Source organism: Pedobacter borealis DSM 19626 (genome assembly GCF_000708285.2).
GTDB classification, from domain to species: Bacteria; Bacteroidota; Bacteroidia; order Sphingobacteriales; family Sphingobacteriaceae; genus Pedobacter; species Pedobacter borealis.
On the sequence record NZ_JAUG01000054.1, the window covers coordinates 18567 to 33572 of the forward strand.

The window sequence follows — 15006 nt, forward strand, 5'->3', positions numbered from 1 at the left end:
GAATGTATTTAGGATAACAGTTAAGCTTTTATGAAACAGAAAATAAAGATGCTTTTTGTTGTGATGTTATTCACAACAATCGCAGTTGCTCAAGATCAGAAGAAAAATAATCAGGAAATTTCGAAGGTAACGGATGTGTGGGTGGTATTTAAAACCCACTTTGATTTAGGCTTCACTGATCTGCCCGAAAATGTTTTTAAACGTTACCGGGAAGAGATGATGGATAAAGCTTTAGGTGTAATAGAAAAAAACACCGCGCAATCCAAAGAAAAGCAATTTGCATGGACGGTTCCTGGCTGGCCATTACAGGCTCAGATATTGGGTCCTTTGCAAGATGCTGAGCGCAAAGCAAGGATAGGAAAAGCGATCAAAGACGGGACAATTGTGGTACACGGACTTCCATTTACCACCCATACCGAATCATTGGATTATGAAGATCTGGTCCGCGGACTTGGTTATTCATCACTAATTAACAGAACTTACGGACTTCCGCTAACCATCAGCGCGAAAATGACTGATGTGCCAAGCCATTCCTGGGTATTGCCTACTTTACTGAATCACGCAGGCATAAAATTCTTACAATTAGGCTGTAATCCGGCAAGCCAGTACCCAAGATTTCCTGAGCTTTTCTGGTGGGAAGGTGCCGATGGCTCGAAGATATTGTGTAACTACACGGCTTTGTACGGTTCTGATATTAAACCCACCAAAAATTGGCCAAGCAAGAATTATCTGGCCATGCAAATGACGGGAGATAACCACGGGCCACCCTCTGAGAAAGAAATTGATAAATTGTTAGCCTATGCAAAAAAGGAGATGCCGGGAGTGAGAATCCATTTTGGAACCCTTGATGATTTTGCAAAAGCAGTTTTGGCTGAAAACCCCAAGCTGCCTACAGTTAAAGGCGATACGCCCGATACCTGGATTCAAGGGTTACTTTCAAATCCTCAGGAAACTAAGATTGCACGAAATATCCGCCCATTAGAATCGGTGCTTGATGGACTACATACACAAATGGGAATTTGGGGTATAGCAAGTGGATCTATTTCCGGAAAACTTGCAAAATCTTACGAGCAAAGCCTGTTGTATGCCGAACATACATGGGGTATGAATGCAGAGTATGGCCCACGTTACAGTTATGGTGATGATTGGAAAAAATGGTTGGCAGAAGCTGAAGCAGAACCTATTCCCGAAAATGGCGATTATTCGAAACTGAAAAATAGCGATTCGAGAAATACAAAACTAGGAAGTAAAAGAAAATGGTTGAATTCGTACGACAAAAAACGTGAGTATATCCTGAATACAAACAAAATTGTAGGGGATGAATTAAAAGCTCACCTTAATCTGCTTGCAAAGTCGGTAAATGTAGCCGGAAAACGTTTAGTCGTTTATAATCCCTTACCCTGGAAAAGATCAGGGATCATTGAAAACCCATGGGAAAAGGGCAAATCTTTTTATGTTAAAGAAATAGAAGCCTCTGGTTATGTTTCTTATGCTCAAAATGATTTAAAAGAATTAACCCTTACAAGTGATACGCAATCTGTGTTCAGTACACCTTATTTTAAAATTGTTTTCGACTTAAACAGGGGTGGAATAGCTTCATTGATAGAAAAAAAGACAGGCCGGGAATTAGTTGATCAATCATCAAAATATGTCATCGGTCAGTTTCTGCATGAGCGTTTCAGTACAAAGGAAGTAGATCAATGGTTTAACGCCTACAGCAGGGTAAAAGACGGTTGGGGCTTAAATGACCTTGGTAAACCTGGAATGATCAATGCTGAAAAAGCACCTTATTTAACTTTTACACCAAATGATTGGAAAATTTCTGTCTCTCATTCAGATATTGAAGATGTTGCAACTTTAACTGCTGTTGACCCTAAAGGCTTTGCTAAACATTATACCTTAACATTTACTTTCCCACGTAATACAGCTTACGTAGATGTAGAATGGTTTGTTGATCGTAAAACACCTGATAAACAACCAGAAGGGGGGTGGCTTTGTTTCCCGTTCGCGGTTAAACAGCCTACTTTTACAGTTGGCCGTTTGGGTGGTCCGGTAAATCCTGCCACAGACATTATCCAGGGAACCAACAAATATTTGATGGCCGTAAATTCCGGTGTTTCAATTACTGCATCAGATAAGTCCGGAGTTGCGCTATCTCCAATGGATTCTCCATTGATTAGCCTGGGAGAACCAGGTTTATGGAAGTTTTCTTTAGATCATGAACCTAAAATACCATCGGTATTTGTCAATGTTTATAATAACATGTGGAATACTAATTTCCCACTATGGCAAGAGGGTTCATGGAGTGAAAAAGTTCGTATATGGGCAGTTGATAAGCAGACCTCAACGGTACCAAACCTGGTTCAAAATTCTTGGGAAGCCCGTTTGCCATTGTTGACAGGAATTGCTGAAGGAGAAGCAGGGAAATTGGCGGCGAAAAAGGATGGCTTGGCTATTTCACGTGGTAGTGTTTTGGTAACTGCTTTTGGCGAAAATCCCGATGGAAACGGAACTGTTTTGCGGCTGTGGGAGCAGGGAGGCCTTTCGGGAAATGTTACCGTCACTTTGCCCAAAGGATCAGCTTATACTAAAGCCACGCCGGTAAATCTTCGTGGTGAAGTAAAAGGAAAACAACTTTCCGTTTCCAATAGCAAACTCGCTTTTCCACTGAACAGATATGCTCCTGCCAGTTTTATACTGAAATAAAAGCAGGCCGATATATAAGTATAAAAACTAAAAAAGCTGAGACATCATGTCTACTAAAAGAAGATGTTTTAAATCAAATAATAACCTTTTTATAAAGTTTTAAAAACAACGATTATGGGAAATTTAATTTTTTCTGAAGATTTAGCCGATTATAGCCATCCGATCAGTACCATGTTTGTTCAGCCACAAACGGCAAAGGAGTGGGAACAATACATGTTAACCGAAGAACAGATTGCTTCTTTTAAAAAGGATGGTTTTGTTAAAGGGATTAAAATTCTATCTGAAGAACAGGTAGATCTGCTCAATGCAGAACTTGTAAAATTACAATCATTAAGCGAAGAAGATAAAAAACTATTTTACCACTATGAAAGCAATGAATCTGAAGACCCTAACAAAGTACTCTTTCATGCAATCGGTGCCTGGCGTTTAACATCAGGATTTCATGATTTGTTATGGGCACCGGCATTTCGCATGGCAGCTTACCAATTGTTGGGTCAGTCTTTTAGGATTTTCCACGACCAGCTGTTCTGCAAACCTGCTAAACACGGCGGTGTAGTGGCATGGCACCAGGATTTTTCCTACTGGACATTTACCAAACCCATGCACCACCTCACCTGTTGGATCGGATTAGATGATGCCAATACCGAAAACGGTTGCCTCTACTTTGTTCCGGGAAGCCACAACTGGGGTTTACTTCCTATTACCGGGTTAACCGGAGATATGGATGCGGTAAGAGAAATATTAAATCAAGAACAATTGGAGGCCTTTGAAAAGCGGGTGCCTAACGAACTGCCAAAAGGTTTTGCCAGTTTTCATCATCCGCTTACCATGCATGGCTCTTATGCCAATACTTCCGACCGGCCGAGAAGGGCAACAGTCCTAAATACAATGAGTTACCATACGCTTGGAAACACGGCGGGTTATCATAGACAAGAAGCCTTAAGCAGCTTTCCTCCAATGCCTCAGGATCAACAGCTTGATGGTAAGTTTTTTCCCCTTTTATTTGATGGAGATAAGGAATTAGATGCTTTAGGAAAAACAATCCCTAAAGTCGATTATAAGAAGTTGTACGATTTGTAATAGTAAAAATTGAGCGATTTCCGTCCCCTTAAAAATGAAATTTCTAACCAAATCATAAAAAATTGAAACATCCCGTTTTTGCTTTATTCATGCTTTTACTTGTAAGTACTTGTGTGGTAGGACAAACAAACACTAGCGTAAAAGAAGTAATTGTTGTATTTAAAACACATTTCGATATTGGTTATACCGATTGGTCAGACAACGTCCGCTATAATTACGCTAATTCGATGATTAACAGTGCCTTAAATACGGTTGAGAAATCAAAGGCTTTGCCAAAAGATCAACAATTTAAATGGACAATTTCGGGTTGGCCGATGAAAGAAATTCTTTCGAAAACGAAACCTGATGTTAAGCTAAAAGTTGAGCAAGCAATTAAAAACGGGAATTTTTTCGTTCATGCCTTACCATTTTCCATGGAAACAGAGTCCAGTGACTTAGAACCACTCGTACAGTCGTTGGGATATGCTTCCAAAGTAAATAGGGAGGTCGGTTTACCACTTCCTATAGATGCAAAAATGTCTGATGTTCCAAGTCATTCATGGATTATGCCTACTTTATTAAACAATGCAGGGGTTAAATTTTTGCACATTGGTTGTAATCCTTTCTCAAAGTCACCAGAAGTGCCATTACTGTTTTGGTGGGAAGGCCCAGATCAATCAAAGTTGATGACTTTTTATTATGGAGAATACTACGGAACTAGTCCGGCACCACCAAAAGATTGGACGCACAATACCTGGTTAGCCATTATTCAGTCTGGTGATAATCATGGGGCACCTTCCTACGAAGAATATAGAGCAGCTGTGAAAAATGTTGAAAAACTGAATCCGGGAGCAAAGGTTCGTGTAGGCAGTATGGCCGATTTTTATAATACGATTATCAAGGAAAACCCGAATTTACCAATAGTAAAAGGAGATATGCCTGATACCTGGATCCATGGCTACATGTCGATGCCACGTGAAATGAAATCGAGTAGGACATTGAGCAGATCGACCTTGAATTTAGAAGCTTTTAGTACACTTTCTTCAATTTGGGGCAGAAAGCCGGAAGAACCAATCCATACTATTGTTGATCAATCGGTAGAGAATATTAACCTGTTCGACGAGCATACCTGGGGCATGTCTATGAATCATAAACATTCTGGCTATTGGGCCTATGGCAAAGAATTTGAAAAATTGCGAGCCAAAGGATATTTTGATGTTCTAGAATATTCGTGGAAAGAAAAGAGAAATTATGTGACCAATTCAGAAAAACTAATTCTGCCAACGTTTAGCCGAGAGCTGCAACGTTTGGCTGCTTCAGTGAATGTTGCAGGTAAACGTATTGTGGTCTATAATCCCTTGCCATGGGAACGCAGTGATATGGTAACGCTTCAAACAGGTAATGTTTTAAAGAAGTCGTTAAAAAATGTGGCTACCGGAGAGCTGGTTATGCTTGTTAAAAATAAAAACATTTTTCAATTCCAGGCCAATCGTATTCCTGCAATGGGCTATGCTACCTTCGTTCCAACAGATGAGGAAGCAGCTTCGCCAATAGCTAATCTTTCTTTCGATACCGAAAAAGCAATGATGGAGAATGAATTCTTCAAAATCACGTTCGACAAAGAAAATGGCACCATCAAATCACTGGTCGACAAAAAATCGCATAAGGAAATGGTGGATGCAAATGCTGATTATAAGTTCGGACAATACATAAACGAACGTTTCGCTAAAACACAAACCGACAAATATGCTAAAGATTATACCAAGGTAACTTTGAATCCAGCGCTTGAGGCATTTGGCCGAATCAATCTTGATGATACGCTGTATAAAAAATCATCAGGTAAAAATGCAGCGATCGAGTTCTCGAAAGATGGGTTGTCGGTTACGGCGAGTATAACTTTTAAAGGAGATGCCGATCTGAATCACAATTATACGATGGTTTTTACATTATATCAAAATAAGCCAAATGTTGAGATAATTTGGAGCATCAATGGAAAACCGGCCGATCCTTGGCCAGAAGGTGGGTGGATAAGTTTCCCTTTCAATATTGAAAACCCGAAGTTTAAATTGGGGCGTTTGGGTGCAGCAGTCGATCCTGTCAAAGATTTTGTAAAGGGTACGAATTTAGATTATGGTTTTATCAATACAGGAGTAGCCGTTTTAGATAAAAACAGTCAAGGGTTTGGACTTACTTCTCCTGATGTACCAGGTGTAAGTTTGGACCGTCCGGGGTTATGGAAATATTCAACCGATTTTGTTCCAAAAGAAGGAAATGTATTCTTCAATCTGTACAACAATCAGTGGAGTACGAATTTTACTGAATGGGTAGAAGGTTCGTGGAGTGCTAAATTTTATATCTGGAGCATCGATCGCTATGCTGATGGGAATTCTATCGTTATCCCTTCTGAAGAATTCAGAAACCCATTAATGGTAGGCTATACAGACGGTGATGCAGGAAATCTGGCAAACAGTTCAAAAGGGATTTCAGTATCGGAAAAAGGAATTTTAGTGACCTTCTTTGGAAAAAACAGGGACGGTGAAGGTGATGTAATCCGTTTGTGGGAGCAAAATGGTAAAACAGATGCCTGTAAGGTTAGCCTACCGCTCAACAGCAAATATAAACTGGCACAACCCTGTAATTTAAGGGGAGAAAAAATAGGAAAGGAAATTCCAATCAGGAACAATACGTTCGAAGTTAAGCTGAATGCCAATCAGCCTGCTTCATTTATTTTATTATAGATAAAAACAACGAAATGGATAAACCCATCAAGCGAATTTTTCTGGCGATTCTAATTCCTGTTTTTTTTACACTGAATTTGAAGGCACAAAGCGCTGAACAAACTGTTTCAAAGAGTATTTTACTGCCCAATGGTTGGGGAATTACCAATGTGGGGCGATCCTTACCATTGGGCGATTTACCATTGAATATTGCGGTCAGCAAATCTGGAAAGCTGATTGCTATTACCAATAACGGTTTGGGAAAACAATATATTCAATTGATTGACCCAAAAGCGGAACGCCAATTGGATAGTGTTGTTGTTCCGTCAAGCTGGTATGGGTTGAAGTTTAGCGAAAACGATAAAAAGTTATATGTTTCAGGTGGAAATGACAACGTTATTCTGCAGTACAAGATAGTTAATGACAAACTCAAACTGGCCGACACGATCATTTTGGGCAAAAAATGGCCTACACGTATTTCGCCAGCTGGAATCGATATCGATGAGAAAAAACGATTGCTTTATGTGGTTACCAAAGAGAATAATTCACTTTATGTGATTGATCTTGAGACCAAAAAGATAAAAAAACAACTTCCATTGAAGGGTGAAGGTTACACTTGTGTTTTAAGCCCGGATGCAAAAGAACTCTATGTGAGTTGTTGGGGGTGTGGAAAATTATTGGTTTTTGATACCATCAAAGAAGAATTTGCCGCCTCAATTGCTGTTGGAAGCCATCCAAACGAAATTCTGCTTTCAAAAAAAGGCACTTTCCTTTTTGTGGCCAATTCCGATGATAATTCCGTTTCTGTGATTGATAGAAAGGGCCGAAAGGTAATTGAGACACTTAATGCGGCATTGTTTCCAAATGCACCTGCGGGTTCAACCACTAATGGGCTTGCACTGAGCAAGGATGGAAAGCAGCTTTACATTGCCAATGCCGACAATAATTGCCTGGCTGTTTTTGACGTTTCTGAGCCGGGAGAAAGTAAATCACTTGGGTTTATTCCAACAGGCTGGTATCCAACTAATGTGAAGCTGGTTGATCAAAAAATATTGGTGACCAACGGAAAAGGCTTTGTACCAATGACCAATCTTCAGGCACCAACGCCATATATGAAAGGGTATGATTTAAAATATAGAGCAGAAGATACTTCAAAACCAAAATCAGTACATTCTATTGGAGAGCTGTTCCAGGGAACGCTGAGTATTATCGATAAGCCTTCGATAGATTTACTGGCTGCCTACACGAAAATGGTCTATGAAAATTCGCCGTATTCAAAAGAAAAAGAATTGAAAGCGCATAATGACGTTGGAAATCCAGTCCCGATGAAAGTAGGTGATCCAAGCCCTATTAAGTATGTGTTCTATGTTGTGAAAGAGAATCGCACCTACGATCAGGTAATGGGTGATGTGAAAGAAGGGAATGGGGATCCGTCTCTGGTGATGTTCGGTGAAAAAATAACACCCAATCAACACAAATTAGCGAAAGATTTTGTGCTTCTTGATAATTTTTATGTCGATGCTGAAGTCAGTGCCGATGGACATAACTGGACATTGGGAGCTTATGCAACCGATTATCTTGAAAAAATATGGCCAACCTGTTATAGTCGTGCCTGGGACTATCCGGGAGAAGGCCGGAGAGCAATAGCCAATAACAAGGCTGGATTCATTTGGGATGCCTGTAAACGTGCTAATGTAAGTTTCAGGAACTATGGTGAATTTATGCTGGACAAAAAGCCTACGCTTCCGGTCTTGCAAAACAACTATTGCAAGACTTTCAATTCTTGGGACGAATTGGCAGAAAAAGATGTAAACCGTTTTGAGCAATGGAAAAAAGATTTCGATTCATTGGTTGCGATTAAACAAGTGCCACGTTTCAACACCATTCGTTTTCCAAATGACCATACAGAGGGTTTGAGGAAAGGACGGCCAACACCGAATGCACATGTTGCCGATAATGATTTGGCTACTGGTCTTCTAGTGGAATATTTGAGTAAAAGTCCAATTTGGAATGAATGCCTGGTTTTGATTGTAGAAGATGATGCGCAAAGCGGTACCGATCATGTAGATGCACACCGCAGTACCGCATTTTTGGCAGGACCATATGTGAAAAGAAATTTTATCGATCACACGATGTATTCCTCTACTTCCTTTCTGCGTACGATAGAACTGATTCTGGGCTTAGCGCCTTTGTCTCAACATGATGCCGGATCAACTCCATTGTGGAACAGTTTTACTGCAATTCCTGATTTTACCTCTTTCAGATCAGTGCCTTCAAATATTGACTTAAAAGAAGTGAATTTGGTAATGAACAAATGGCAGCAAAAATCAGACACTTATGATTTTTCGAAGGTTGATGCCGTGCCCGATTTGGAGTTTACCGAGTTACTTTGGTATGCCATTAAAGGAGACAAAATTGCTTGCCCCAGCCCACGTCGTGCGGCATTTGTAAGATTAAGTAATAAAAAGGATGATGATTAAAATCAATGCTAACCCAAAAGTTAAGTTACCTCTTGTACATTTCAACAAAACCTTTTGCAGGGTGATTTAAAAATACGGGAAGCGGGGATGTTAAACTGAAAGCGGGAGTTGATAAAAAAATAGAATAAATTTAAAAAGCACTAAAACGGGTTTTTAAATTATATGAAACCATCATGATTTTTCCAAAGCGCACATGGAGATGAATAAAATCATAACAGTTTCATCACCAATAAAAACAAATTTTATACAGATGAAAAAAATAGTAATAATTGCTGTTCTGCTAATAAACTGCATTCAAGCACAATCGCAGACTGCTGTTCCTTATTTTGGAAAAATAAATTGGGTTAATGGTTTTGCAAAAGAAATAAGTGGCGAAAATATCACTTACTTTTCTGCTTTTCCGGATTATGCGACAACGGCTTTGCTAACCCGGGCCACCGATGGTAAGAAAACCATTGAGTGGGAAACAGCTAAAATTCCTCAAAACAGCAAAGGCGACTATGTTTATTTCAGTTGGGTGGCCGCACATTCTACGGCTACAAGCGGGGGAAACCGCAATTTTGATTTCTATGTAAACGATGAAAAACTCTTAACCTTTACCACAATACCGGGAAATAAAACGCCTGACTGGATTTTTAAAACAGCCGATGGTTCTGCGCTGGTTTTTCAACAAACCAAAAGAGATGGCGCCAATGATGCCCACGGACTGGCTTTCCTGCGCTTGCCAAAGAGTAAGGTAAAACCAGGGCAAGCAGTTCGGCTTAAAGTGGTTGGCCAGGCGCAGAATAGCAACGATTGGTATATGACCTTTAAATTTTCTTTTGAAGAAAAAGTAGACATTAATCCGATGCCATTTCTATTGAAAAACGGAAAACAGCCTATTGTATTAACAGCTTTGCATTTTGGAAAAGAGGAGCAGCTTAAGGTTAAAGTGAACAATACCGAATCTTATTCTTTTGTGATAAAAGATGGCGTAAATAATTTTGATATACCGGTAAATGCCGTAAAAAAGGATGATAGTGTGCAGGTTTTAGCTGTTTCGGCAGGCAGAACATTGGTTAATAGGTTTATAACCTTAAAGCCGGTTGTTTACCGTGAGTTAAATTTTATACACCATTCCCATACCGATATTGGATATTCCCACCTTCAACCTGAGGTTTTAAAAATCCACCTTAAAAATATCGACGATGCTTTGGAGATGATCGAAAAAACCAAAGATTATCCTGTTGAAGCAAAATTTAAATGGAATATAGAATCATTATGGGCAGTTGAAAATTACATGAAACAGGCTTCGCCAACTCAAAAAGAAAAATTTATTAAAGCGGTAAAAGAGGGTAGCATCTGTTTATCGGCCTTGTATGCCAATATCCTTACCGGTTTAAGCCAGCCTGAAGAAATGTTTCATTATACAGATTATGCGGCTCAACTCAGAAAAGAATTTGGCTTTAAAATCAACAGCGCCATGATTTCAGATATTCCGGGCTTTGCCTGGTCAACCGTAACCGCTTTATCTAAGGGAGGCGTAAAATATTTTTCGAGCGGCCCAAATTTTATGGGCGAAGACCACCCTTATCTGGGAGATAGGGCCGGATATTTTGTGAAAGCATGGGGCGATAAACCTGTATGGTGGACATCGCCCTCAGGAGAAGAAAAAGTATTGTTCTGGACCGGCGCTAAAGGATATTCCTCTTGGCATGGAACAGCAATAGGCGGTGTGTTTGATCGTGGACCAAAAAAAATAGCCGCTTATTTAAAAGAACTCGCAGCCAAGAACTATCCATACGAAATGGTACAATGGAGATACAATATTGTGGCAGATAATGGACCCATTGATACCGGGATTTCGGACTTTGTAAAACAATGGAATGAGAAATATGCTTCCCCAAAAATTGTACTCAATACAACCGACAAGCTTTTTGAAACTTTTGATAAACGATACGGAGGGCAGATACCGACTGTTAAAGGAGATATTAGTCCGTACTGGGAAGATGGGGCTGTTTCTACTGCTTTTGAAGAGGGGAAAAACAGGATCAATAGTTTGCGTCTGCAGCAATTAACAACACTCTATTCGATGCTGAATCCTAAGCAGTACGATGCACAAAAGGTTTACGAGGCCTGGACCAATATTATCATGTTCCATGAGCATACCTGGGGGGCACATAACAGCATTACTGAACCTGATGTGCCATTTGTTACCGAACAATGGCGGATTAAAAAACAGTTTATGCTCGATGGAAATACGCAGATCAATACTTTGGAAGAAAATTTACTCCAACCATTAAGCGATCCACAATCTAAAAAAATTGCGGTATTCAATACCTCATCCTGGAAACGGACTGGACCTGTTGTGTTATCGGGAACTGTAACAGGGCGATCGGTGAAAGATGCGGCGGGCAATAAAAAGCCATTGCAAAAACTAAGTAACGGAAATTATGTATTTATGGCTGATGTGCCCGCTTTAGGTAGCACAACATATGAAATTTCCAATGATGCCCCAAATGCCTCAGCAAGCCAATTTGCCGTCGCTGAAAATTCGATTTCGAACGGCAAAATCGGATTCACCTGGGATAAAGTCAACGGAAGTATTACAGGATTAAAAACAGAAACTAATTTCAATTATGCGGGTGGTTTTAGCAATCAGGGCTTAAACAGCTATTGGTATGTTCCGGGCATGGATCCGCGAGAGGCTGTAAGCAATGGGGATGTGACGGTAAAAGTAATTGAGAACGGGCCTGTTGTTACCAAGGTGTCGATCGTTTCAGATGCACCAGGTGCCAATAAACTGGAAAGAATATTGTCTTTATATGCTGGGAGCGATGCCCTATTGATCGAGAATATTTTAGATAAAAAATCGGTTAGATCTAAGGAAGCAGTCCACTTTGGTTATCCCTTTGATAAATCTTTAAGCGAAACAACTATCGATGCAGGTTATGGCAGTATGCGTTATTTAAAAGATCAGTTGCCAGGTTCAAATATGGATTATTTATATGGCAGGAGATGGGTGGATGTATCAAAGGCTGATAAAGGGCTGCAGTGGATGCTGCTTGAAATGCCGCTGATAGAACCAGGAAATATGATTGATGAGCGACAGACCATGCCGCCAAAACATAAAGAATGGAAAAAGGAAGGACAACCGACTTCAACTTGGTTCAGTTATGTGATGAACAATTATTGGCATACCAACTACAAGGCCGATCAGGAAGGTGAGGTTAATTTTAAATATGCTTTGCGCCCGCACAATATGGTGAACGATGTTGAGATGGAAAAGGCCGCAACCGAGTTTACACAGCCCCTAATTGCTTTGCCGGTTAAAAAAGAGCAAACACTTCCAACTACACTTTTTGAATTAAGTAATCCAAAAATTGTGGTGACCAGCATTACACCGAATGCCGATGGAACTTATGTGGTTCGCCTGTTTAATCCTGAACAGTCTGTTCAGCAAACACAATTTGTATGGAAGAGCCTGCAAGCAAAATCCTTCACCGATATAAAATCAGGAGATAACAAACCCGCTACTGCCAATGTGAACTTGGCAGCTATGGGGGTTTCTGAATTTCTGTTGGCCCGATAGGTTTAGGTATACATAATACATTGAATTAAATATTTAACATATGAAAAGAACTGCTATTATCTTAATCTTTTTTATTCAGTTTTTAAGCGCCTCGGCGCAGCAGATCAGTTTAAAAAGCGAAGCTCTGAATCTCAATCTATCTTCAAAAGGACAGTTAATAGCCTTAACTAATCCTATTTCGGGCAAAAATTACCTGGCAATGGGTGAAAAGGCTCCTTTATTACAGATCCGTGTGGGCAACGATTGGTACGGACCCACCGAGGCTACTTTCAAATCAGGGATTCTCTCCCTGGCTTATCAGCCTGTAAAAATCACCGTTCAGGTAAAGGTGCTTCAAAAGAAAACACATTTAACTTTTGAACTGATCAAAATTGACCTGAAAGACAAAGTAAATGCTATAATCTGGGGAGCCTATCCAACGGTAATCAACAAAACGATTGGTGAAGTTGTTGGAGTGGTACGCGATGGCGAATATGCCATTGGTATCCAGGCTTTAAACCCTAAAACTGTTGGTGGTGTTTTAAATAGCTCAGAAGGTGCTAACGAATCGCGTGGTTCTACGGCAATTCCACAACCTTATGGCAGCAGCTTGCAGGCCTTTAGTTTAGATCGTTCAAAAGATAGAAAATTAACAGTCTGGGGCCGGCCGGAAATGCCTGTAAAAGCGATTCCGAACGAGACAACACTAGGCAGCAAAATTGCGCTTTTTGGATGCGCTGAACCTGAGGTTTTATCCCGTATAGGAGCAATCGAACTGGCAGAAGGCCTTCCACATGCACTTATTAACGGCGTTTGGTTCAAGCAATCGCCTGAAACCGGAAGGGCTTACCTGATTTCTGATTTTGATGAAAAAACTGTCGATGCCATGTTAGATTATACGCAGCAAGCCGGACTGGTTTCATTATATCATGAAGGACCTTTCAAATCCTGGGGGCATTTTATTTTGGACCCAATTGCTTTTCCAAATGGAATTGCCGGGATGAAAACCTGTGTAGATAAAGCAGGTAAAAAAGGCATCCGCATTGGGGTACACACTTTAAGTACCTTTATCAATACCAACGATCCTTATGTATCACCAGTTCCTGACCAGCGCCTTTCGATGACAGGTTCATCAGTGTTGACAGGAAATGTAAACGCAACCGCGACCGAAATACCAGTGGTTTCTGACCAGTATTTTAAAAACATTAAATCCAGTACGTTACACGCGGTAAAAATTGGAGACGAAATTATCCGTTTTAGAGAAGTTTCGGCAGAAGCGCCCTATAAATTATTGGATTGCCAGCGGGGGATGTACGGCACGAAAGCATCTGATCACCTGAAAGGTGAAATGGCAGGTATGCTGTTTGATTATCCCTATAATACCTTGTTTCCCAATTTTGAATTGCAACAGGAAATAGCTGGAAATTTGGGGCGTTTCTTTAATGAGACTGGCGTTTCGCACATGGATTTTGATGGACATGAAGGTTGTTTATCGGCAGGTGAAGGCGATTATGGTATGCAGATTTTTGCTGATAAGGTAATTAAAGATACCAAACATACCCTGGTAAACGGAACCAGCCGCTCTTATCACTACTACTGGCACCTTTGCCATTACTGGAACTGGGGCGAGCCTTGGTATGGCGGATTCCGCGAATCTCAGGGCGATTATCGTTTAGAAAACCAACCGTTTCTCGAACGTAATTATATGCCCAATATGTTGGGATGGTTTTTACTTTCCGCTACTACTACCGAAGAAGATATTGAATGGATGATGGCCAGGGCTGCCGGTTACAACGCAGGCTTTGCATTGGTAGCACGATATAAAAATCTTCAGAAAAATCCGAATACAGGCAAGTTACTTGCTTTAGTTAAGCTTTGGCAGGAAGCCTACAGATCGAAAATTTTCTCTGCCGATCAGATTACCCGATTGAAAAATCCGGAGAACGATTTTCATCTCGAAAAAACAAACGAAAACTGGAAACTCTACCCATTCAAAAAATACAAATTTGAGCATGAGAAAAAGGATCTTCAACCAGGAGAGCCTGCTTTTTCTAAATGGGAATTTACAAATAAAGAAGCGGAGCAGCCCTTAAATTTTACCTTAACCTTTATGGGTAAAGAGGGAAGCATCAGTAACCCATGGATTGAAATTGATGGTTATTTCAAGTTGGAATTACCTGGCGAATATGAAGCCGGAAATTCTGTTGTTTGTGATGGAACCAGCATTAAAATGTACAATAAAAAAGGTGGTTTTGTTAAAGAAATCAGCTTAAAACAAGCTATTCCAAGCCTGAAACCTGGAAAACATACCATAAAATTTGATTGTCAGTTTCCTGAAGAAAAGGAGTTGACCAATAGATTTATTATTAAGACCATGAGCAGTGCCGAACTCATTTCGAAATAATGGAACAATTTAATGCAATGTGCTGGTGCGAGTTTTTAACTCGTACCAATTTAGAAAAGCCATAGTTCTAAAATTTAGAAAGTCGCAATG

General features: G+C 40.2%; 6 protein-coding genes. All 6 read left to right on the plus strand.

The genetic code is table 11. The features are described 5' to 3' along the window. The first annotated feature begins 30 nt into the window (after positions 1–30). The 6 genes from AW17_RS14790 to AW17_RS14815 all read left to right on the plus strand — a co-directional run bounded on the left by AW17_RS14790 (position 31) and on the right by AW17_RS14815 (position 14916). Entirely contained in the window at positions 31–2706 is a 2676-nt protein-coding gene (locus tag AW17_RS14790) for a glycoside hydrolase family 38 N-terminal domain-containing protein (protein ID WP_036670050.1), read from the plus strand. Between the two features lie 114 nt (positions 2707–2820). Then, positions 2821–3786 carry a phytanoyl-CoA dioxygenase family protein gene (locus tag AW17_RS14795; RefSeq protein WP_051691865.1) on the plus strand — a complete coding sequence of 322 codons (966 nt, stop codon included), beginning with the start codon at positions 2821–2823 and terminating at the stop codon, positions 3784–3786. A gap of 62 nt (positions 3787–3848) precedes the next feature. After that, positions 3849–6503 carry a glycoside hydrolase family 38 N-terminal domain-containing protein gene (locus tag AW17_RS14800; protein ID WP_157280320.1) on the plus strand — a complete coding sequence of 885 codons (2655 nt, stop codon included), beginning with the start codon at positions 3849–3851 and terminating at the stop codon, positions 6501–6503. Between the two features lie 14 nt (positions 6504–6517). After that, complete coding sequence (locus AW17_RS14805) at positions 6518–8962, plus strand: bifunctional YncE family protein/alkaline phosphatase family protein (protein ID WP_029277713.1); 2445 nt, start codon at positions 6518–6520, stop codon at positions 8960–8962. Positions 8963–9212: 250 nt separating this feature from the next. Next, positions 9213–12533, plus strand: a complete 3321-nt coding sequence (locus tag AW17_RS14810) for a glycoside hydrolase family 38 N-terminal domain-containing protein (RefSeq protein ID WP_051691867.1) — start codon at positions 9213–9215, stop codon at positions 12531–12533. A gap of 40 nt (positions 12534–12573) precedes the next feature. Next, positions 12574–14916: a hypothetical protein gene (locus AW17_RS14815; RefSeq protein ID WP_029277717.1), complete on the plus strand. Its 2343-nt coding sequence runs from the start codon at positions 12574–12576 to the stop codon at positions 14914–14916. Positions 14917–15006 lie beyond the last annotated feature (90 nt).

Excerpts from the sequence above, each read along its gene's own strand:
- AW17_RS14805 (WP_029277713.1), top strand. The coding sequence starts at position 6,518 with ATGGATAAACCCATCAAGCGAATTTTTCTGGCGATTCTAATTCCTGTT.
- AW17_RS14790 (WP_036670050.1), top strand. The coding sequence starts at position 31 with ATGAAACAGAAAATAAAGATGCTTTTTGTTGTGATGTTATTCACAACA.
- AW17_RS14815 (WP_029277717.1), top strand. The coding sequence starts at position 12,574 with ATGAAAAGAACTGCTATTATCTTAATCTTTTTTATTCAGTTTTTAAGC.
- AW17_RS14795 (WP_051691865.1), top strand. The coding sequence starts at position 2,821 with ATGGGAAATTTAATTTTTTCTGAAGATTTAGCCGATTATAGCCATCCG.
- AW17_RS14810 (WP_051691867.1), top strand. The coding sequence starts at position 9,213 with ATGAAAAAAATAGTAATAATTGCTGTTCTGCTAATAAACTGCATTCAA.